At 70.2% G+C, this 24,307-nt stretch carries 2 protein-coding genes; both read left to right on the forward strand.

The features are described 5' to 3' along the window. Window positions 1-199 precede the first annotated feature (199 nt). Entirely contained in the window at window positions 200-17,233 is a 17,034-nt protein-coding gene (locus tag ACLZOT_RS17915; RefSeq protein ID WP_416969940.1) for a non-ribosomal peptide synthase/polyketide synthase, read from the forward strand. Next, a complete protein-coding gene (locus ACLZOT_RS17920) occupies window positions 17,230-24,303 on the forward strand; it encodes an amino acid adenylation domain-containing protein (protein WP_416969941.1) in 7,074 nt (2,357 codons plus the stop codon). The genes ACLZOT_RS17915 and ACLZOT_RS17920 overlap by 4 nt, the downstream gene beginning before the upstream one ends. The last annotated feature ends 4 nt before the right edge of the window (window positions 24,304-24,307 follow it).

Consider the following 24,307-nt stretch of genomic DNA (forward strand, 5'->3'; position numbering starts at 1 on the left):
ACCCTGAAAAGGGCCGTCCGGCACCCCCGGACGGCCCTCCGGCCTTTCCTTCTTCCAGTAATTGACCTCCAGTAATAGACCGCTGCCTATATTCGGCCGTTCCTGAAATTCTTGACGAGAATTCGGGACGACGTTTCCATTTCCTCGCATGACACGCACCTTGCATGGCATGCAGTGTCGAAGGAGTGAAGGGACCCCCGTGGTGAACGCGCGCCCGCAGTCGATCGAGGACATCCTGCCTGTGACCCCGTTGCAGGAAGGAATGATCTTCCACCACGTCTACGACGACAGCGCGCCGGACCCCTACGTCGCCCAGATCGTGTTCCACCTCGACGGCGACCTCGACCGCGACGCCCTGCGCACCGCGGCCCGGGAACTCCTGCACCGGCACCCCAGCCTGCGCTCCGGACTGCGCCAGCGCCGCTCCGGCGAATGGGTCAGGATCGTCCGCCGCAAGGTACGGCTCCCCTGGCGCGAGAGCGACCTCGGCCACCTCCCCGACACCGGCCTCGACCAGGCGGTCACCGCCGAGGCGACCGCCGACCGCACCCGGCGCTTCCGGCTCGGCGACGCCCCCCTCGTCCGCTTCACCCTCCTCGACCTCGGCCAGGACCGCTACCGGTTCGTCCTCACCGCCCACCACGTCATCGTCGACGGCTGGTCGATGGCGGTACTGCTGCGCGAACTCATCACCCTCTACCGCAACGGCGGCGACCCCCGCTCCCTCCCGCCCGTCAGCTCCCAGCGCGAACACCCCGCATGGCTGCGCACCCGCGACGAGAACGCCTCCCGCGCCGCCTGGCGCCACGCCCTCGCCGGCCTCACCGAACCCAGCCTGCTCGCCCCCGGCGCCGACCGCACCCCCGTGCTCCCCGAACGCCTCGACTTCACGCTGGACGACGAAGCCGGCACGGCGCTCACCGAACTCGCCCGCTCCCGGGGCGTCTCCATGAACACCGTGCTCCAGTGCGCCTGGGCCCTCGTCCTCTCCCACCTCACCGGCCGCCAGGACATCGTCTTCGGCGTCACGGTCTCCGGACGCCCGCCGGAGCTGGACGGCGTCGAGAACATGGTCGGCCTGTTCATCAACACCGTCCCGATGCGCGTCCGCCTCCGCCCCGACGAGCCCCTAGCCGACCTGCTCGTCCGCGCCCAGCGAGAACAGGTCCAGCTCATGGACCACCACCACCTCGGCCTCAAGGAGATCCAGCGAGCCGCCGGCGTCGACGAACTCTTCGACGCGGCCATGGTCTTCGAGAACTTCCCCCGCACCCAGAACGACGCGGACGCCGGAGCCCTGCGCGTCGGCGACATCGAGTCACGCAACGCCACCCACTACCCCCTGACCCTCATCTCCGGCGTCGGGGAGAAGGTCGGCGGCCGCCTCGTCCACCGCCCCGACCTCTTCGACACCGCCCGCGTGAACACCATCTCCGCGACCCTCCTGCGCGTCCTGCGCACCATCGCCACCACCCCGGACCTCCTCGTCGGCCGCATGGACGTCCTGTCCGAGCCCGAGCGCGGCCAGGTACTGGAGGAGTGGAACGACACGGCGGTCGAGGTGCCGGGGGTGTCGTTGCCGGTGCTGTTCGAGGAACAGGTACGTACGTTTCCGGACGCGATGGCCGTGTCCGGCGGTGAAGTGTCTTTGACGTACGCGGAGTTGGACGGTCGGGTGAACCGTCTGGCCCGGTTGCTGGTGTCGCGCGGGGTGGGGGCGGAGTCCCGTGTGGTCGTGGCACTGCCGCGTTCGGTCGACGTCGTGGTGGCGCTGCTGGCGGTGGTGAAGGCGGGTGGCGCGTACGTCGCGGTGGACCCGGAGTATCCGGCGGAACGTGTGCGGTACATGGTGGAGGACTCGGCGCCGGTGCTGGTGCTGTCGACGTCGGGGGCACTGGAGTCGGTGTCCGGTGTACCGGTGGTGCTGCTCGACGACGCTGATGTCATGGGGGAGTTGGAGGCTCTGTCGGCTGCCTCTCCGGGTGTGGTGCCGGAGTTGTCGTCGGCGGCGTACGTGATCTACACGTCGGGGTCGACGGGGCGTCCGAAGGGTGTGGTGGTCCAACACCGTTCGTTCGGCGCGTACTTGCTGCACGCCCGGGAGACGTACGGCGGCGTCGGCGGCACCTCCCTCCTGCACACGTCCGTGTCCTTCGACCTGACGGCGACCGCACTGTTCGCGCCGCTGGTGTCGGGCGGATGCGTAGGCGTGGGAGAACTGGCCGAGGCCGAGGGCGCATCGCTGCTGAAGATGACGCCGAGCCACCTGGCGCTGCTGGAGGGGATGGAGACCTCGGTGGCTCCTTCCCAGACGCTGCTGGTGGGCGGCGAGGCGCTGTCGGGCGAGTTGTTGGGGCGGTGGCGTGAACGGCATCCGGATGTGGTGGTGTTCAACGCGTACGGGCCCTCGGAGGCGACGGTCACCTGCTGCGAGTGGCGGTTGGAACCGGGAGACGCGACGCCCGTGGGCGCGGTGCCGGTCGGGCGGCCGTTCCCCAACACGCGGGTGTATGTGCTGGATGAGGCGTTGCGTCCGGTGCCGGTGGGGGTTCCCGGTGAGTTGTACGTGGCGGGGGCCCCTCTCGCGCGGGGGTATCTGGACCGTCCCGGGCTGACGGCGTCGCGGTTCGTGGCGTGTCCGTGGGGCGGTGGGCGGATGTACCGCACGGGTGACGTGGTGCGTTGGCGCTCGGAGGGCCTGTTGGAGTTCGTCGGTCGTGCCGACGACCAGGTGAAGGTCCGTGGCTACCGCATCGAACTCGGCGAGATCGAGACCGCGTTGGGGCAGTGCGCCGGTGTGTCCAAGAGCGTCGCCATGGTCCGCGAGGACACGGCCGGGGACCGCCGACTCGTCGGCTACGTCCGCCCGGAACCCGGAGCCCGCCTGGCCCCGGCCGCACTGCGCGCCGAACTCGCCGACCGGATGCCGGATTACATGGTCCCCGCGGTGGTCGTCGTCCTCGACGAGATCCCCTTGATGCCGAACGGCAAGGCGGACCGCAGGAGTTTGCCGGCTCCTGAGTACGTCGCTGTCGGCGCTCGTGGTCCGCGTTCGCCGCGTGAGGAGATCTTGTGTGGTCTGTTCGCGGATGTGCTGGGTGTGGGACGGGTGGGGATCGACGACGGGTTCTTCGATCTGGGCGGGCATTCGCTGCTGGCGACCCGGTTGGTGGGGCGCGTGCGTGCGGTGTTGGGGGTGGAGTTGTCGATCCGGCAGTTGTTCGAGGCGCCGACGGTTGCGGGGTTGAGCTGGGTGCTGGAGGGGGCGGGTGCGGGTCGTCCTTCGGTGTGTGCATTGGGGCGGCCGGGGCGGGTGCCGTTGTCGTTCGGGCAGGAGCGGTTGTGGTTCCTGTACGGGCTGGAGGGGCCGTCGGCGACTTATAACGTGCCGATGGCTGTGCGGTTGGGGGGTGTGCTGGACCGGGTGGCCTTGCGGGCGGCGTTGGGTGATGTGGTGGCTCGGCACGAGAGTCTGCGGACGGTGTATGCGCAGGATGCCGAGGGTGCTTATCAAGTGGTTCTCGATGCTGGTGTCGAGGTGCCGTGGCGGGAGGAGCGGGTCTCGTCGGAGGGGGAGCTTGCGGGGCGGTTGTCGGTGGAGGCGGGGCGCGCGGTCGATCTGTCGCGCGAACTGCCCTTGCGGGCTGCGCTGTTCGAGATTTCGGCAGAAGAACATGTGCTGTCGTTGGTGTGCCATCACATCGCGACGGACGGATGGTCGTTGCGGCCCTTGGTAGGTGATCTGACGACGGCGTATGAAGCACGGCTGCGGGGTGAGGAGCCGCAGTGGCCTGTGTTGCCGGTGCAGTACGCGGATTACGCGTTGTGGCAGCGGGCGTATCTCGGTGCCGAGGGTGATGCGGAGAGCGTGATCTCCCGGCAGTTGGGTTACTGGTCGGAGCAATTGGCCGGTGTGCCGGTGGAGTTGGGGTTGCCGGTGGATCGGGTGCGTCCGGTGACGGCTTCGTATCGTGGTGCGCGGGTGGACTTCGAGGTGCCGGCGGGGTTGTCTGCGCGGTTGTCGGGGTTCGCGCGGGAGTCGCGGTCGAGTGTGTTCATGGTGCTTCAGGCGGCGCTGGCGTTGCTGCTGTCCCGCTCCGGCGCGGGGTCGGATGTGCCGATCGGGACACCGATCGCCGGGCGTGGTGATGACGCGATCGACGATCTGGTCGGGTTGTTCATCAATACGTTGGTGCTGCGGACCGATGTGTCGGGTGAGCCGACGTTCCGCGAACTGGTGGACCGGGTCCGGGAGACGAACCTCGGTGCGTACGCGAACCAGGACGTGCCCTTCGAGCGCCTGGTCGAGGTCCTGAACCCCGAACGCTCCCTGGCCCGCCACCCCCTCTTCCAAGTCATGCTGTCCCTCAACAACCACATCTCCACGGACACCGGCCCGGCCTCCGCCGACCTCTCCGTCACCCCCGTCCACCCCGACCACGACATCGCCCGCTTCGACCTGACCTTCGACTTCGCCGAACGCGGCGCCGACGCCCCGATGTACGGCTCCTTGACGTACGCGGTGGATCTGTTCGACGAGGCGTCCGCTGTTCTGCTGGTGGAGCGTCTGGTCCAGCTGCTGGACACGGTGTTGGCTTCGCCTGATGTGTCGACGCGGCGGGTGGATGTGTTGGTGGAGGGTGAGCGGCGTCGGGTGGTGGAGGAGTGGAACGACACGGTTGTTGAGGTGCCTGGGGTGTCGGTGCCGGTGTTGTTCGAGGAGCGGGTGCGGGCGGTTCCGGATGCGGTGGCTGTGGTCTGCGGTGAAGTGGCGTTGACGTACGGGGAGTTGGACGGGCGCGTGAATCGCCTGGCTCGGTTGTTGGTGTCGCGTGGGGTGGGGGCTGAGTCGCGTGTGGTGGTGGGGTTGCCGCGTTCGGTGGATGCGGTGGTGGCGTTGTTGGCGGTGCTGAAGGCGGGTGGTGCTTATATGCCGGTGGACCCGTCGTATCCGGCGGAGCGGATTGCTCATGTAGTGGAGGACTCGGCGCCGGTGCTGGTGTTGGGGGCGCTGGAGGGGGTTTCGGGTGTGCGGGTGCTGCTGCTGGACGACCCTGCGGTGGTGGCGGAGTTGGAGGGTCTGCCGGGTGAGTCGTTGGGGGTGGTGCCGGAGTTGGGGTCGGCGGCGTACGTGATCTACACCTCTGGTTCGACGGGTCGTCCGAAGGGTGTGGTGGTTCCGCATCGGGGTGTCGCCAACGTGCTGGCTGGTCTGCGGCATGTAGTAAGCACTGACCGGGTGTTGGCGGTGACGACGTTCGCGTTCGATATCGCGGTGGTGGAGTTGTTCGCGCCACTGGTGTCGGGCGGGTGCGTGGTCGTCGCCCCGTCCGAAGTGGTCGCCGATGCCGAGCTGTTGGTGGACCTGGCAGTGCGCGCTGGGGTGTCGGTGATGCAGGCGACGCCGAGTCTGTGGCGCGAGATCGTCGCCGTCGCACAGGGCCGGTTGTCTGGCGTACGGGCGTTGGTGGGTGGTGAGGCGCTGCCCGCTGAGGTGGCGGCGTCGATGGTGGGTGAGTTGGCGTCGGTGGTGAATGTGTACGGGCCGACGGAGACCACGGTCTGGTCGACAAGTGCCCCGGTGGCGGCGGGTGAACCGGTGTCCATCGGTGGGCCGTTGGCGAACCAGCGGGTGTTTGTGCTGGACGAGTGGCTGCGGCCGGTTCCGGTCGGGGTGCGTGGCGAGTTGTACATCGCTGGCGCGGGTGTCGTGCGCGGCTATCACGGCCGGGCGGATCTGACGGCTGAGCGGTTCGTGGCGTGCCCGTGGGACGGCGGGCGGATGTACCGCACGGGTGACGTGGTGCGCTGGAAGCCGGACGGCACCCTGGAGTTCACCGGCCGGGCCGATGCCCAGGTCAAGGTGCGCGGCTTCCGCATCGAACTCGGCGAGGTCGAGTCCGGCCTCCTCGCTTGCCCTGGCGTCGGGCGTGCGGTCGCGGTCGTGAACGACGGTGTGCTGATCGGTTACACGGTCCCTGAACCCGGCGCGGCTCTCGACGGCAACACGGTGCGCGACGCCCTACGTTCACGGCTCCCGGAGTACATGATCCCCACCCTCGTACTGACCCTTGATGCAATCCCACTGACACCGAACGGCAAGGTGGACCGCCGGGCACTGCCCACGCCCGAATACGCTGCTGTTGACGCTCGGGGCCCGCGTTCGCCGCGCGAGGAGATCCTGTGCGGCCTCTTCAGCGAGGTCCTGGGCCGCCCGGTGACCGGCATCGACGACAGCTTCTTCGAACTCGGCGGCCACTCCCTCCTGGCAACCCGCCTGGTCTCACGCCTACGCTCTACCTTCGACGTCGAGGTCTCGATCCGCCAGCTGTTCGAGAACCCGACAGTCGCCGGCCTAGCCCATGCACTGGACGAGGCAAGCGGATCGCGCCCCGCCCTGCGCGCCGGAGCACGCCCCGAACGCGTGCCGCTGTCGTTCGGCCAGCAACGCCTGTGGTTCCTGCACCAACTCGACGGCCCCAATGCCACGTACAACATCCCCCTCGCCCTCCGCCTGACCGGCAAGCTGGACAGCGAGGCCCTCCAGGCAGCACTGACCGACGTCGTGGACCGGCACGAGACTCTGCGGACGGTCTTCACGGAGGACACGGAGGGCGCGCACCAGATCGTCCGCGAGGACATCGAGGTCCCGTGGCACACGGAAACCGTCACCGAGGCCGAACTCCCCGCCCGCCTGGCTGCCGCAGCCCGCCACGCCTTCGACCTGACCACCGAACTCCCCATCCGAGCAACCCTCCTCCAAACCACCCCCCACCACCACACCCTCCTCCTCCTGCTCCACCACATAGCCGGCGACGGCGAATCGATCGACCCGCTCCGCCGCGACTTCGTCCAGGCGTACGCCGCGCGCGCGGCCGGCGAGGCCCCGCAATGGTCCCCGCTCCCCGTGCAGTACGCCGACTACGCCCTCTGGCAACGCGAACTCCTCGGCTCCGAGGACACCCCCGACAGCCTGATCTCCCGGCAGATCGCGTACTGGACGGCACAACTGGCCGACCTCCCCGACGAGATCACGCTCCCCACGGACCGCCCCCGCACGGCCACCCCGTCCCACGCTGGCGGCCGGTTCGAGTTCGACCTCTCCGTGGAGGCCCACGCCAAGGCAGGGGATCTCGCGCGTCAGAGCGGCGCGACGGTGTTCATGGTGCTCCAGTCGACGCTGGCGCTACTGCTCTCCCGCTCCGGCGCAGGCGACGACGTACCGATAGGCACCCCCATCGCCGGCCGCAGCGATGACGCGGTGGACGACCTGGTGGGCCTGTTCATCAACACCCTGGTCCTGCGCACAGACCTCTCCGGGAACCCCACCTTCCGCGAACTCCTCGCCCGCGTAAGGGAATCCGACCTGGGCGCCTACGCCAACCAGGACCTCCCCTTCGAGCGCCTCGTCGACATCATCAACCCCGAACGCTCCCTCGCCCGCCACCCCCTCTTCCAAGTCATGCTCACGTTCAACAACGTGGCTCTCGGCTCCGACGCCGGACAGACCGACGACCTGACGGTGACCGAGCGGCAGATCGACACCGGGTTCGTCCGCCACGACCTGTCGTTCGTCCTGGGCGAGCGGCGCGACGAGACCGGTGCGCCCGCAGGCATTCACGCCGTACTCGACTACCGGGCGGACCTCTTCGACGCCGTCTCCGCCGAGGCGTTGGCGGAGCGCTTGGCGCACGTGCTGGATGCCGTGCTGGCCTCGCCCGACCTGCCGACGGGTCGGCTGGACGTGCTGTCCGAGGGCGAGCGGCGTCGGGTGCTGGAGGAGTGGAACGACACGGCGGTCGAGGTGCCGGGTGTGTCGTTGCCGGTGCTGTTCGAGGAGCAGGTGCGGGCGGCCCCGGACGCGGTGGCTCTCGTCTGCGGTGAAGTGGCCCTGACGTACGGGGAGTTGGACGGTCGGGTGAACCGTCTGGCCCGGCTGCTGGTGTCGCGCGGGGTGGGGGCCGAGTCGCGTGTGGTGGTGGCGTTGCCGCGTTCGGTCGACGTGGTCGTGGCGTTGCTGGCCGTGCTGAAGGCCGGTGGCGCGTACGTTCCCGTGGATCCGTCGTACCCGGCGGAGCGCGTGCGGTACATGGTGGAGGACTCGGCGCCGGTGCTGGTGCTGTCGGTGTCGGGGGCGCTGGAGGAAGTGCCGTCCGGCGCACCCGTGGTACTGCTGGACGACCTGGCGGAGTTGGGGAGCCTGTCGGGTAAATCGCTGGGCGTGGTGCCGGAGTTGTCGTCGGCGGCGTACGTCATTTACACGTCGGGGTCGACGGGGCGTCCGAAGGGTGTGGTGGTCCAACACCGTTCGGTGGGTGCGTACTTGCTCCACAACCGGGAGACGTACGGGGGCGCCGGGGGGAGTTCCCTCGTCCACACGTCGGTGTCGTTCGACCTGACCGTGACGGCGCTGTTCACGCCGTTGGTGTCGGGCGGGTTCGTGCGGCTGGGGGAGTTGGCCGAGGCGGAGGGGGCGTCGCTGATGAAGATGACGCCCAGTCACTTGGTGCTGCTGGAGGGGATGGAAGCTTCTGCGGCTCCTTCGGAGACGTTGGTGGTGGGCGGCGAGGCGCTGTCGGGCGAGTTGTTGGGGCGGTGGCGTGAACGGCATCCGGACGTGGTGGTGTTCAACGCGTACGGGCCCTCGGAGGCGACGGTCAACTGCTGTGAGTGGCGGTTGGAACCGGGTGCGGTGACTCCGTCGGGGGCGGTGCCGGTCGGGCGGCCGTTCCCCAACACGCGGGTGTATGTGCTGGATGAGGCGTTGCGTCCGGTGCCGGTGGGGGTTCCCGGTGAGCTGTACGTGGCGGGGGCACCTCTCGCGCGGGGGTATCTGGACCGTCCCGGGCTGACGGCGTCGCGGTTCGTGGCGTGCCCGTGGGGCGGTGGGCGGATGTACCGCACGGGCGATGTCGTGCGCTGGCGTGCGGAAGGTTTGCTGGAGTTCGTCGGTCGTGCCGACGACCAGGTCAAGGTCCGTGGCTACCGCATCGAACTCGGCGAGATCGAGGCCGCCCTCAACGCCTGCGAGGGCGTGGCTGCCGCTGCCGCCGCCGTACGGGAGGAGACCGCCGGCGACCGGCGTCTGATCGCCTGCGTCGTCGCCGAGACCGGCACCCTGCTCACCGCGTCGGCACTGAGGACCGAACTCGGACGTCGGCTGCCCGACCACATGGTGCCCGCGATCTCCGTGCTGGAGGCGCTCCCCCTGACGCCGAACGGCAAGGTCGACCGAGCTGCCCTCCCCGCGCCGGACTCCGGAGACACGACGGCGCTCGCTCGTGGTCCGCGTTCGCCGCGTGAGGAGATCTTGTGTGGTCTGTTCGCGGATGTGCTGGGTGTGGGGCGGGTGGGGATCGACGACGGGTTCTTCGATCTGGGTGGGCATTCGCTGCTGGCGACGCGGTTGGTGGGGCGCGTGCGGGCGGTGTTGGGGGTGGAGTTGTCCATCCGGCAGTTGTTCGAGGTGCCGACGGTTGCGGGGTTGAGTCGGGCGCTGGAGGGGGCGGCGGGTGCGGGTCGTTCTTCGGTGTGTGCATTGGGGCGGCCGGGGCGGGTGCCGTTGTCGTTCGGGCAGGAGCGGTTGTGGTTTCTGTACGGGCTGGAGGGGCCGTCGGCGACTTATAACGTGCCGATGGCTGTGCGGTTGGGGGGTGTGCTGGACCGGGTGGCCTTGCGGGTGGCGCTGAACGATGTCGTGGACCGGCATGAGAGTCTGCGGACCGTTTTCGCCGAGGACGCCGAGGGTGCTTTCCAGGTCGTCCGCGAGGGTGTCGAGGTGCCGTGGCGGGAGGAGCGGGTCTCGTCGGAGGGGGAGCTCGCGGGGAAGTTGTCGGCGGAGGCGGGGCGCACGGTCGATCTGTCGCGCGAACTGCCCTTGCGGGCCGCGCTGTTCGAGATTTCGGCAGAAGAACATGTGCTGTCGTTGGTGTGCCATCACATCGCGACGGACGGGTGGTCGTTGCGGCCGTTGGTGCGTGATCTGACGACGGCGTATGAAGCACGGCTGCGGGGCGAGGAGCCGCAGTGGCCTGTGTTGCCGGTGCAGTACGCGGATTACGCGTTGTGGCAGCGGGATTACCTGGGCACTGAGCGTGACGCGGACAGCGTGATCTCACGGCAGTTGGGCTACTGGTCGGAGCAACTGGCTGGTGTGCCGGTGGAGTTGGCGTTGCCGGTGGACCGGGTGCGCCCGGTGACGGCCTCGTATCGCGGTGCGCGGGTGGACTTCGCGATCCCGGCGGGGTTGTCCGCACGGCTGTCGGGGTTCGCTCGGGAGTCGCGGTCGAGCGTGTTCATGGTCCTTCAGGCGGCGCTGGCACTGCTGCTGTCCCGCTCCGGCGCAGGTGACGACGTACCGATAGGCACCCCCATCGCCGGACGAGGCGACGATGCCGTGGACGACCTGGTCGGCCTGTTCATCAACACCCTGGTCCTGCGGACCGACCTCTCCGGGAACCCCACCTTCCGTGAACTGGTGGACCGGGTCCGGGAGACGAACCTCGGTGCGTATGCGAACCAGGACGTGCCCTTCGAGCGTCTCGTCGAGGTCCTGAACCCCGAACGCTCCCTGGCCCGCCACCCCCTCTTCCAAGTCATGCTCACCCTGCACGGCGAGCAGGACAACCAGGAGATTCCGCCGCTCGCGGGCCTGGACACCTCCGCCCTGCGACTGGAATCGAGCGCGGCCAAGGTCGACTTGGCGTTCGCCTTCTCCGGCGACGCCCAGACCGGCATGCACGGCGCGCTGACGTACGCCGTCGACCTCTTCGACACCGTGTCCGCCGAGGCGATGGTGGAGCGTCTGATCCACCTGTTGGACGAAGTACTTGCTTCGCCTGATGTCTCGACGCGCCGAGTGGATGTGTTGGTGGAGGGTGAGCGGCGTCGGGTGGTGGAGGAGTGGAACGACACGGTTGTTGAGGTGCCTGGGGTGTCGGTGCCGGTGTTGTTCGAGGAGCGGGTGCGGGCGGTTCCGGGGGCGGTGGCTGTGGTCTGCGGTGAAGTGGCGTTGACGTACGGGGAGTTGGACGTGCGGGTGAATCGCCTGGCGCGTCTGCTGGTGTCGCGTGGGGTGGGGGCTGAGTCGCGTGTGGTGGTCGCCCTGCCGCGTTCGGCCGACGTGGTGGTGGCGTTGTTGGCGGTGCTGAAGGCGGGTGGCGCTTATGTGCCGGTGGACCCGTCGTATCCGGCGGAGCGGATTGCTCATGTCGTGGAGGACTCGGCGCCGGTGTTGGTGTTGGGGGCGCTGGAGGGGGTTTCGGGTGTGCGGGTGCTGCTGCTGGACGACCCTGCGGTGGTGGCGGAGTTGGAGGGTCTGCCGGGTGATTCGCTCGGTGTGGTCCCGGAGTTGGGGTCGGCGGCGTACGTGATCTACACCTCTGGTTCGACGGGTCGTCCGAAGGGTGTGGTGGTTCCGCACCAGGGTGTCGCCAATGTGCTGGCTGGTCTGCGGCATGTAGTAAGTGCTGACCGGGTGTTGGCGGTGACGACGTTCGCGTTCGATATCGCGGTGGTGGAGTTGTTCGCGCCGTTGGTGTCGGGCGGGTGCGTGGTCGTCGCCCCGTCCGAAGTGGTCGCCGATGCCGAGCTGTTGGTGGATCTGGCGGTGCGCGCTGGGGTGTCGGTGATGCAGGCGACGCCGAGTCTGTGGCGCGAGACCGTCGCCGTCGCACAAGGCCGGTTGTCTGGCGTACGGGCGTTGGTGGGCGGTGAGGCACTGCCCGCTGAGGTGGCGGCGTCGATGGTGGGTGAACTGGCGTCGGTGGTGAACGTGTACGGGCCGACGGAGACCACGGTCTGGTCGACAAGTGCCCCGGTGGCGGCCGATGTTGCGATTTCTATCGGTGGTCCTCTCGCGAACCAGCAGGTGTTTGTGCTGGACGAGTGGCTGCGGCCGGTCCCGGTGGGCGTCCGTGGCGAGCTGTACATCGCTGGCGCGGGTGTCGTACGCGGCTATCACGGCCGGGCCGATCTGACCGCTGAGCGATTCGTGGCGTGCCCGTGGGACGGCGGCCGTATGTACCGCACGGGTGATGTCGTGCGCTGGAAGCCGGACGGCACCCTGGAGTTCACCGGCCGCGCTGATGCCCAGGTCAAGGTGCGCGGCTTCCGCATCGAACTCGGCGAGGTCGAGTCCGGCCTCCTGGCGGTCGACGGCGTGGCCCAGGCGGTCGCGGTCGTGAACGACGGCACCCTCGTCGGCTATACGGTCCCTGAACCGGGCGCGACTCTCGACAGCAACACGGTGCGCGACGCCCTACGTTCACGGCTCCCGGAGTACATGATCCCCACCCTCGTACTGACCCTTGATGCAATCCCTCTGACACCGAACGGCAAGGTGGACCGCCGGGCACTCCCCACGCCCGAATACGCGAACACAGACGCTCGGGGCCCGCGTTCACCGCGCGAGGAGATCCTCTGCGGCCTCTTCAGCGAGGTCCTGGGCCGCCCGGTGACCGGCATCGACGACAGCTTCTTCGAACTCGGCGGCCACTCCCTCCTGGCAACCCGCCTGGTCTCCCGCCTACGCTCTACCTTCGACGTCGAGGTCTCGATCCGGCAGCTGTTCGAGAACCCGACAGTCGCCGGCCTAGCCCATGCACTGGACGAGGCGAGCGGATCGCGCCCCGCACTGCGCGCCGGGGCACGTCCCGACCGTGTACCGCTGTCGTTCGGCCAGCAACGCCTGTGGTTCCTGCACCAACTCGACGGCCCCAACGCGACGTACAACATCCCCCTGGCCCTCCGCCTGACCGGCAAACTCGACCCCCAGGCCCTCCAGGCAGCACTGACCGACGTCGTGACCCGCCACGAAAGCCTGCGCACCGTCTTCGCCGAGGACACGGATGGCGCCCACCAGATCATCCGCGAGCACGCCGAGGTCCCATGGCACACAGAAACCGTCACCGACGAGGAACTCCCCGCCCGCCTGGCCACCGCCGCCCGCCACGCCTTCGACCTGACCACCGAACTCCCCATCCGAGCAACCCTCCTCCAAACCACCCCCCACCACCACACCCTCCTCCTCCTGCTCCACCACATAGCCGGCGACGGCTCCTCCACCCGCCCCCTGGTGGGCGACCTGGCCACGGCCTACGAGGCACGCACGGCAGGCGAATCCCCGCAGTGGTCCCCCCTGCCGGTCCAGTACGCCGACTACACACTCTGGCAACGCGAACTCCTGGGCTCCGAGGACAACCCGGACAGCCTGATCTCCCAGCAGATCACGTACTGGAAGAACCAACTCACCGATCTCCCCGCCGAGATAGCCCTCCCCGCCGACCACCCCCGCCCCGCAACCCCCACCCACACCGGAGCCCGGCACGAGTTCACGGTGCCGGCCGATGTCCACGAGGCCATCGCGGAGTTGGCCCGTCAGAGCGGCGCGACGGTGTTCATGGTGCTCCAGTCGACGCTGGCGCTACTCCTGTCCCGCTCCGGCGCAGGCGACGACGTACCCGTCGGAACCCCGATCGCCGGGCGCAATGACGACGCGGTGGACGACTTGGTGGGCCTGTTCATCAACACCCTGGTCCTGCGCACAGACCTCTCCGGGAACCCCACCTTCCGCGAACTCCTCGCCCGCGTAAGGGAATCCGACCTGGGCGCCTACGCCAACCAGGACCTGCCCTTCGAGCGCCTGGTCGACATCATCAACCCCGAACGCTCCCTCGCCCGTCACCCCCTCTTCCAAGTCATGCTCACCCTCGCCAACGAGCGCGAGCACAGCGCGAACGCCGTACCGGACGACCTGGGCGGGCTCACGGTGATCCCGGAGGCCGTGGGTGTCGGCACGGCCAAGTCGGACCTGGTCTTCGGGTTCGCCGAGCTGCGGGGGGAGGACGGCGGCAGCAGGGGGCTGCGGGGTCTGCTGGAGTTCAGCACCGACCTGTTCGAACCCGGCACCGCCGCCGCCCTCGCCCGCCGCTTCACGCACCTCCTGGAAACGGTCGCCGCAGCCCCCGACGAGAACCTGTCGTCGTACGAAGCACTGACCCCCGCCGAACGGGACCAGGTCCTCACAACATGGAACGACACCGCGCGCGAGGTCCCCGGCACCACCGTGACCGGCATGTTCCGGGCCGTGGTGGACGAGGCCCCCGACGCCGTGGCCGTCGTCTTCGACGGCAGGATCCTGACGTACGCCGACCTGGACCAACGGTCGGACCGGCTGGCCGCGCTGCTGGCGGAGCGGGGCGTGGGACCGGAGAAGATCGTCGCCGTCGCCCTGGAGCGTTCCGAGCCGTGGGTCGTGACGATGCTCGCCACCCTCAAGGCCGGGGGCGTGTTCATGGCGCTCGACCCGAACTACCCGGCCGAGCGCATCGCGCTGATGCTGGAGGACAGCCGCCCGGAGCTGATCGTCACGCAGGCCGCTCTGCGCGAGCTGGTCGCCCAGGACAGTACGCCGGTCCTCCTGATCGACGACCCCGGGATCACGGCGACGCCGACGGCGTACCAGGACGTACAAGTCTCCCCGCTCAGCCCGGCCTTCATGGTCTACACGTCGGGGTCGACCGGCCGCCCCAAGGGCGTGCTGCTCCTGCACGAGGGACTGCCGACCCTGGTGTTCAGCACCGTCGCCCGCCTGGGCGTCGGCCGGGGGAGCCGGCTTCTCCAGATGGTGTCGACGAGCTTCGACGCCGCGGTCTGGGACGTCCTCGCCTCGCTGCTGACCGGCGCCACCCTCGTGCTGGCCCCCGGCGGCCAGCCGCTCGGCGGTGAGGTGGCCCGGCTCGTCCGCGAGACCGGCGTGACGCACCTCTTCCTGCCGCCCGCGGTCTTCTCCAGCCTCCCCGAGGAGGAGTTCCCCCCGGGCCTCACGGTCACGATGGGCGGCGACGTCTGCCCGCCGGCCACCGCACGGCGCTGGGCCGCACGGCACCGGGTGATCAACCTGTACGGCCCCTCCGAGGTCACCGTCGCGGCCACCTCCGGGGCGTACGAGGCCGACGACGCGCTCACCGCCGTATCGATCGGCACCCCTTGGGACAACAAACGCGTCTACCTCCTGGACGACCGGCTGCGGCCCGTGCCGCCGGGTGTCGTCGGTGAGCTGTGGATCGCCGGGCCCGGGGTCGCCCGGGGCTACCACCGGGCGCCCGAGCGGACCGCCGAACGGTTCGTCGCGACTCCGTACGGTGCTCCGGGCGAGCGGATGTACCGCTCCGGGGACCTCGCGCGCTGGCGGGCGGACGGCACGCTGGAGTTCGTCGGACGCGACGACGGGCAGGTCAAGTTCGGCGGTTTCCGGGTCGAGCTGGGCGAGGTGGAATCCGCGCTGGAGCGCTGCCCCGGCGTCGCCCAGGCGGCGGCCACCGTCCGCGAGGACCGGCCGGGCCACCGCCGGCTCGTCGGGTACGCCGTACCCGCGTCCGGCGCGGTGCTCGACCCGCGGGAGCTGCGGCGTTTCGTCGCGGGGACCCTGCCGGGCTACATGGTTCCGTCCGCGTACGTCGTGCTCGACGCACTGCCGCTGTCGCCGAACGGCAAGATCGACCGGGGTGCGCTGCCCGAGCCGCGGCACGAGGTGGCGTCCGCCCCCCGGGGCCCCCGCGAGGAACTGCTGTGCCGGCTGTTCGCGGAGGTGCTCGGCCTCGACGCCGTCGGACCGGACGACCGGTTCTTCGACCTCGGCGGCGACAGCATCTCGTCGATCCAGCTCGTCGGCCGGGCCCGCGCGGAAGGACTCGGCCTCAACCCGCGTGACGTGTTCACGCACCAGACCCCGGCGACCCTCGCCGCCGCCGCACAGTCCGCCGAGGCCCCGGCCCCGGCGCCCGGCGACGACGAGACAGGGCCGCTGCCCGTCACCCCGGTGCTCAGCTGGTTCACCGAACGCGGCGGCAGCGGCGAACGGTTCGCCCAGTCACGGTTCATGGAACTGCCGGCCGGCAGCGACCTCGACACCCTGCGCGCCACCGTCGAGACGATCGCCCGGCGGCACGACGCCCTGCGCCTGCGGCTCGTGGGCGAAGGCGGCCGACAGTCACTGGAGATCCAGGCCCCGGACGCGGTCGACCTGACCGGCGCCGTACGCCGCGTCGACCTCGCCACCGAGCCCGACGGGGGAGCCGTCCGCATGGCGCGGGAGACCGACGCCGCCCGCGACAGGCTCGACCCGTGTGAGGGGCGCAACGTCGAGGTGGTCTGGTTCGACCGCGGCCCCGACGAACCCGGGCTCGCCCTCGTCGCCATCCACCACTTCTCCGTCGACGAGGTGTCCTGGCGCATCCTGCTGCCCGAGCTGATCGAGTGCTGGACCGCGCTGCGCGAGCACCGCGAACCCGAACTGCGCCCCATCGGCACCTCGTTGAGCCAGTGGACCCGCGCCCTGCACACCGCCGCCCGCAGCCCCGAACGGACCGCCGAGGCAGCCGTGTGGAAACACCTGCTCGCCGGCCCCGACCAGCCCCTGGGCGGCCGGCCCTTCGACCGGGACCGCGATGTCCTCGGCGCCTCCGCCCGACTGTCCGTGACCCTCGGGACGGACGTCACCGAACGGGTCCTGTCCACCGTCCCGGCCGCCTTCCACGCCGCCGTCGACGACGTCCTCCTCACCGGCCTCGCCCTCGCGGTGACCCGCTGGCGCGGCGACGGCCCGGCCCTGCTGGTCGACGTGGAGGGCCACGGGCGGGACGAGACCCTGCTGCCCGGAGCCGACCTGACGACGACCGTCGGCTGGTTCACCAGCGTCCACCCGGTACGCCTGGACCTCGCCGGAGTCGACACCGCCGACGCCCTGCGCGCGGGCGCGGCCGCCGGCCAGGCCGTGAAGACGGTCAAGGAACAGCTCCGGGCGGTGCCGGGGGAGGGGACGGGCTACGGACTCCTCCGCTACCTCAACCCCGACACCTCGGCCGACCTGGCGGCACTGCCCGCCCCGCAGATCTCCTACAACTACCTGGGCCGCACCAAGGGCCGGACGGCCGGGGGCACCGCCGGCGCACAGGAGTCGCACGGCCCCCTGCTGCACCCGCTGGAACTGAACGTGGTGGTCCGCGAGGACGACGACGGCCCGTCCCTCACCGCCACCTGGACCTGGGCCACCGGCCTCTTCGACCAGGACCGCATCGCCGCACTCGCCCACACCTGGGCCGAGGCGCTGGAGGCCCTGGCCGACCACGCCGACAACCCCGACGCGGGCGGCCACACCCCCTCGGACCTGCTGGGTGCCGGGCTGAGCCAGAACGAGATCGACGCCATCGAGGCCGAGTGGAGGACCACGTGAGCAACTCGGGACTACAGGACATCCTGCCGCTCTCCCCGATGCAGGAGGGCATGCTCTTCCACCGGCTCTACGACACGGACGCCCCCGACGTCTACGCCGTACAGCTCACCGTCGGCCTGGAGGGCGACCTGTCCGTGCCCGCACTGCGGGCGGCGGCACGAGCACTGCTCGCCCGACACCCCGGGCTGCGCGCCGCGTTCCGCCACGAAGGGCTGAGCCGCCCGGTCCAGCTCATCCCGAAGGCCGTACCCCTGCCCTGGTACGACCATGACCTGACCGGCCTCCCCGAGGACGAACGCGAGGCCCACCTCGCCGACCTCCTCAAGGCCGACCGGTACGCCCCCTTCGACCTCATGAAGCCGCCCCTGGTGCGCTTCCTGTGCGTACGCCTCGCCGAGGACAAGTACGTCTTCGTGATGTCCAACCACCACCTCCTCTTCGACGGCTGGTCCCAGCCGATCGTCCTGCGCGACCTCGTCACCCTCTACGCCACCGGCGGCGACGCCTCCGCCCTCCCACCCGTACGCCCGCCGCGCGCCCACCTCGAATGGCTCTCCCGCCGCGACCGCGCCGCCGACCGCACGGCCTGGGCCGGGGTCATGGACGGATTCGACGAACCCTCACTGCTCGCCCCCACGGCCGCCGGAGCACCCCCCGCCCTCCCGGAACTCCTCGAACTCACCCTGGACCCCGGCGCCACCGCCGCACTGACCCGGCAGGCCAGGAGCCTGGGCGTCACCCCGAGCACGATGGTGCAGACGGCCTGGGCACTCGTCCTCGCCCAGCACACCGGCCGCGACGACGTCGTCTTCGGCGCCACGGTCTCCGGCCGCCCCGTCGAGGTCGCGGGCGCCGAAACGATGGTCGGCCTGTTCATCAACACCCTCCCCGTACGCGTCCGGCTGCGCCCGGCGGAGACCCTCGCAGGCCTGGTCACCCGCGTCCAACGGGAACAGGTCGCCCTCATGCCGCACCACCACTACGACCTGCCCTCGATCAAGCAGCTCAGCGAAGTCCGGGGCGACGCCCCCCTCTTCGACTCCCTGCTCATCTACGAGAACTACCCCTCCGCCCCCACCGGAACGGTCACACCGACCTCGGGCGGCGGCGGCCTCCGCATCGCCGGCCTCCGAGGACGCGACGCCACGCACTACCCGCTGACCCTGGTGGTCAACCCCGGAAACGAACTGACCCTGCGCTTCTCCTACCGCGAGGACCTTCTCGACCGGGCCACCGTGAACACGCTGGGCGAGCGGCTGACACGGGCCCTGCACACGCTGTCGGGGGAGACCTCGACGCCGGTCGGGCGGCTTGATGTGCTGGAGCGGGGGGAACGTGCGCTGCCCGGTGCGCATCAGGGGCCTGTGATGGCTGTGCCTGGGGTGTCGGTGCCGGTGTTGTTCGAGGAGCGGGTGCGGGCGGTTCCGGATGCGGTGGCTGTGGTCTGCGGTGAAGTGGCGTTGACGTACGGGGAGTTGGACGTGCGGGTGAATCGCCTGGCTCGGTTCCTGGTGTCGCGTGGGGTGGGGGCCGAGTCGCGTGTCGTGGTCGCCCTGCCGCGTTCGGTGGACGCTGTGGTGGCGTTGTTGGCGGTGTTGAAGGCTGGTGGGGCTTACGTTCCGGTGGATCCGGGGTACCCGGCGGAGCGGATTGTGCATGTGGTGCAGGACTCGGCGCCGGTGTTGGTGCTGTCGGTGTCGGGCGCCCTGGAGGGGGTTTCCGGTGTGCCGGTGGTGTTGCTGGACGACGTGGATGTGCGGGGGCTGTCGGGTGAGTCGTTGGGGGTGGTGCCGGAGTTGGGGTCGGCGGCGTACGTGATCTATACGTCGGGGTCGACTGGTCGTCCGAAGGGTGTGGTGGTTCCGCATCGGGGTGTTGTCAATGTGCTGGCTGGTCTGCGGGATGTAGTAAGCGCTGACCGGGTGTTGGCGGTGACGACGTTCGCGTTCGATATTGCGGTGGTGGAGTTGTTCGCGCCACTGGTGTCGGGTGGGTGTGTGGTCGTTGCCCCGTCTGAAGTGGTCGCTGATGCCGAGTTGTTGGTGGAGTTGGCGGTTGGCGCTGGGGTGTCGGTGATGCAGGCGACGCCGAGTCTGTGGCGCGAGATCGTCGCCGTCGCACAGGGCCGGTTGTCTGGCGTACGGGCGTTGGTGGGGGGTGAGGCGCTGCCCGCTGAGGTGGCGGCGTCGATGGTGGGTGAGTTGGCGTCGGTGGTGAATGTGTACGGGCCGACGGAGACCACGGTGTGGTCGACAAGTGCCCCGGTGGCGGCTGGTGAACCGGTGTCTATCGGTGGTCCTTTGGTGAACCAGCGGGTGTTTGTGCTGGACGAGTGGCTGAGGCCGGTTCCGGTGGGCGTCCGTGGCGAGCTGTACATCGCTGGCGCGGGTGTGGTGCGTGGCTATCACGGCCGGGCCGATCTGACCGCTGAGCGGTTCGTGGCGTGCCCGTGGGACGGCGGCCGCATGTACCGCACAGGCGATGTCGTGCGCTGGAAGCCGGACGGCACCCTGGAGTTCACCGGCCGCGCTGATGCCCAGGTCAAGGTGCGAGGCTTCCGCATCGAACTCGGCGAGGTCGAGTCCGGCCTCCTGGCGGTCGACGGCGTGGCCCAGGCGGTCGCGGTCGTGAACGACGGCACCCTCGTCGGCTATACGGTCCCTGAACCCGGCGCGGCTCTCGACAGCAACACGGTGCGCGACGCCCTACGTTCACGGCTCCCGGAGTACATGATCCCCACCCTCGTACTGACCCTTGATGCAATCCCTCTGACACCGAACGGCAAGGTGGACCGCCGGGCACTCCCCACGCCCGAATACGCGAACACAGACACACGGGGCCCACGTTCACCGCGCGAGGAGATCCTCTGCGGCCTCTTCAGCGAGGTCCTGGGCCGCCCGGTGACCGGCATCGACGACAGCTTCTTCGAACTCGGCGGCCACTCCCTCCTGGCAACCCGCCTAATCTCCCGCCTACGCTCCGCCCTGGGCGTCGAGGTCTCGATCCGGCAGCTGTTCGAGAACCCGACAGTCGCCGGTCTGGCCCGTGTGCTGGACGACGCGGACGGCTCACGCCCCGCGCTGCAAGCCGGGGCACGTCCCGACCGGGTCCCGCTGTCGTTCGGCCAGCAACGCCTCTGGTTCCTGCACAAACTCGACGGTCCCAACGCGACCTACAACACCCCTCTCGCCCTCCGCCTGACCGGCAAGCTGGACAGCGAGGCCCTCCAGGCAGCACTGACCGATGTAGTGACCCGGCACGAGACTCTGCGGACGGTCTTCACGGAGGACACGGAGGGCGCGCACCAGATCGTCCGCGAGGACATCGAGGTCCCGTGGCACACAGAAACCGTCACCGAGGCCGAACTCCCCGCCCGCCTGGCCACCGCAGCCCGCCACGCCTTCGACCTGACCACCGAACTCCCCATCCGAGCAACCCTCCTCCAAACCACCCCCCACCACCACGTCCTGCACTTCTCGTTCCACCACATCGCCGTAGACGCCTGGTCGATGCGCCCCTTCATCGGCGACCTGGCCACGGCCTACGAGGCACGCACGGCGGGCGAGCCCCCGCAGTGGTCCCCCCTCCCGGTCCAGTACGCCGACTACACACTCTGGCAACGCGAACTCCTGGGCTCCGAGGGCGACTTGGACAGCGTGATCTCCCAGCAGATCGCATACTGGAAGGACCAACTAGCCGATCTCCCGGCCGAGATAGCCCTCCCCGCCGACCGCCCCCGCCCCGCCATCCCCACCCACCGTGGCGGCAGAGTGGAGTTCGAGGTGCCCGGCGCTGTCCACGAGGCCATCGTGAAGCTGGCCCGTCAGAGCGGCGCGACGGTGTTCATGGTGCTCCAGTCAGCGCTGGCCCTGCTGCTGTCGCGCTCCGGCGCAGGCGACGACGTACCGATAGGCACCCCCATCGCCGGCCGCAGCGATGACGCGGTGGACGACCTGGTGGGCCTGTTCATCAACACCCTGGTCCTGCGCACAGACCTCTCCGGGAACCCCACCTTCCGCGAACTCCTCGCCCGAGTAAGGGAAACGAACCTCGGCGCCTACGCCAACCAGGACCTCCCCTTCGAGCGCCTGGTCGACATCATCAACCCCGAACGCTCCCTCGCCCGCCACCCCCTCTTCCAAGTCATGCTCACCCTCAACAACACGGCCGGCCTGGGCGACACCGGGTCGCGTACGTCCGGTGGGGATCTGGTCATCGGCGCGCAGGAGTCCGTCACCGCCACCGCCAAGTTCGACCTGTTGCTGTCCGTCGCGGAACTGGGCAAGGGCGAGTTCGGCGGGCTGACCGGAAGCCTGGAGTACGACGCCGACCGGTTCGACGAGCTGACCGTACGGCGGCTGGGACAGCGGCTGGCCGGGCTGCTGGACCAGGTCGCCAGGGATCCGGAGCTGAGGGTGGGCGCGGTCGACGTCGTGCTTCCGGAGGAGCGGGCCGCGATCAGCGCGTGGGGCTCCACCCCCGTGGACGCCCCGGCCGCCGGGCTGCCCGGCCTCTTCGCCGAGCAGGCCCGCAGGCGCCCGGATGCCCCGGCCGTCGTACACGCGGGCAGGACGCTCAGTTACGCGGAGCTCGACGACAGGTCGACCCGGCTGGCGAGGCTCCTGCTGGACCGGGGCGCACGCCCGGACACGGTGGTCGCCCTGGGGCTGCCGCGCGGCGTCGACTTCGTCGTCGGGCTCGTGGCGACCCTCAAGGCGGGTGCCGCCTACCTCCCGGTCGATCCCCAACTGCCGGAGGAGCGCGTCCAGTTCGTCCTGCGGGACATACGTCCCGTCGTCGTGCTGACCACCGACGACCTGGCCGCGAGGTTCTCCGGCCCGGTGCTGGTGCTCGACGAGCGGGCGCTCGCCGCCGCGTCACCGGCCCCCCTGCCCGACACCCCGCTTTCCGGCCACCCGGTCTACATCCTGCACACCTCGGGCTCGACGGGTGAGCCGAAGGCCGTCGAGATGACCACGGGCGCCATCCGCAACCTCCTGGACTGGCACCACCGGGCGCTCCCGGCGGACGAGGGCACGGTCACCGCCCAGTTCACCTCGACCGGGTTCGACGTCTCCGCGCAGGAAATCCTCTCCGCCCTGCTGTCCGGCAAGACGCTCGCGATCTGCCCGGAGGACGTACGGCGTGACCCGGCCCGGTTCGTCGAGTGGTTGCGCGAGGCCCGGGTGGGCGAGCTGTACGCGCCCACGCTCGTCCTGGACGCGGTGTTCTCCGCCGCGCTGGAGGCCGGTGAGGACCTCCCCGACCTGCGGCACGTCGCCCAGGCCGGTGAGGCGCTGGTGACCGGTGGGGCCGTACAGCGCTTCTTCTCCCGGGTGGGCGGGCGGGTCGTCCTGCACAACCACTACGGGCCCACCGAGACGCACGTGGTGACGGCGGCGTCCCTGCCCGCCGATCCGGCACGGTGGGCGGACCGGCCCTCCATCGGTGTTCCGCTGCCCAACGTCCACGCCCATGTGCTGGACGCGTGGCTGCGGCCGGTGCCGCCCGGGATGCCGGGGGAGCTGTACGTCTCGGGCAGCGCGCTGGCGCGTGGCTACCGGGGCCGGCCCGGGATGACCGCGGAGCGGTTCGTGGCCGGCCCGTTCGGGGGGCCGGGCGAGCGGATGTACCGGACCGGTGACCTCGTACGCCGTACCCCGGACGGGCAGCTGCACCACCTGGGCAGGGCCGACGACCAGGTCAAGCTGCGCGGGTTCCGGATCGAGCCCGGCGAGGTCGAGGCGGTGCTCCGGGGTGACCCGGCGGTGTCCTCGGCGGCCGTGCTCGTGCGCGACGGCACCTCGCTCGCCGCGTTCGTCACGGCGGCGCAGGGCCGTACGCCGGTCGCGGCCGACCTGCGCGCCCGGCTGCTGCGGACCGTGCCGGAGTACCTGGTCCCGGCGCAGTACGTCGTGGTGGACGAACTGCCCCTCACGCGCAACGGGAAGCTCGACCGGCGTGCGCTGCTGGCGATCGAGGTGGACCGGCCCGCTCCCCGCTCGGCCGCCACCGAGGCGGAGAAGCTGATCTGCGCGGTCTTCGCCGAGGTGCTGGGCGTCGAGGACGTCGGCCCCGACGACGACTTCTTCCTCCTCGGCGGCCACTCCTTCCTCGCCACCAGGGCCGTAGCGCTGCTCGCCGAGCGGCTGGGGGCCGACCTCGGCGTACGGCACCTGTTCGAGGCGCCGACGCCGGCCGCGCTCGCCCGGGAGGCGGAGCGCAGCGGCACCCGGGACTCCTTCGCGCCCCTGCTGCCGCTGCGGACCACCGGCGACGACCGGCCGCTGTTCTGCGTGCACCCGGGCGGCGGGATGTCCTGGTGCTACGCGGGCCTGTTGACCCACCTCGACCCGGCCGTGCCCGTCTACGGCCTTCAGGCCCGGGCGCTCAGCCGGCCGGGCGCGATGCCCGCCACGGTCGACGAGATGGCCGCGGACTATCTCCGGCAGATCCGGGAGATCCAGCCGGAGGGCCCCTACCGGCTCCTCGGCTGGTCCTTCGGCGGCGTCATGAGCCACGCGCTCGCCGTGGAACTCCAGGCGCGCGGCGAGGAGGTGGAGCTGCTCGCCCTCGTGGACGCCTACCCGTACCCCGTCGACGAGGCGTCCGAGGCGGGCGCCCTGGAGCAGGCCCTGCGGGAGCTGGAGGACCGGCTGATCGTCGACAACCTCACGGCCTCCCGGTTCGCCTTCGACCCGGCGGAACTCACCACCGGCCGGGACGCCCTGATCGCCCGGTACCTGCGCTTCCTGGAGGAGAGCGGGCATCCGCTCGCGGCGGTCGGGGAGAGCACCCTGCTGGCCATGAAGGACGTGTGGATCGGCAACAGCCGTCTTCTCGCGGCGCACCGGCCCGGGCGGTACGAGGGCGACATGCTGTTGTTCACTGCGACCCGGGTGCCGGAGCGGGCGGCCGGGCGGGTCGGGGCGGGCTCGTGGGCGCCGTATGTGACCGGTGCCGTCGAGGACCGTCCCGTGGACGCCGAGCACGAGCAGATGCTGACGGTGCCCGCTCACCTCGCGACGATCGGGGAGGTACTCGCCGCGAGGCTGAAGCGAACGTTGTGAGCAG

This window comes from Streptomyces sp. 4F14 (assembly GCF_048159485.1).
GTDB lineage: Bacteria > Actinomycetota > Actinomycetes > Streptomycetales > Streptomycetaceae > Streptomyces.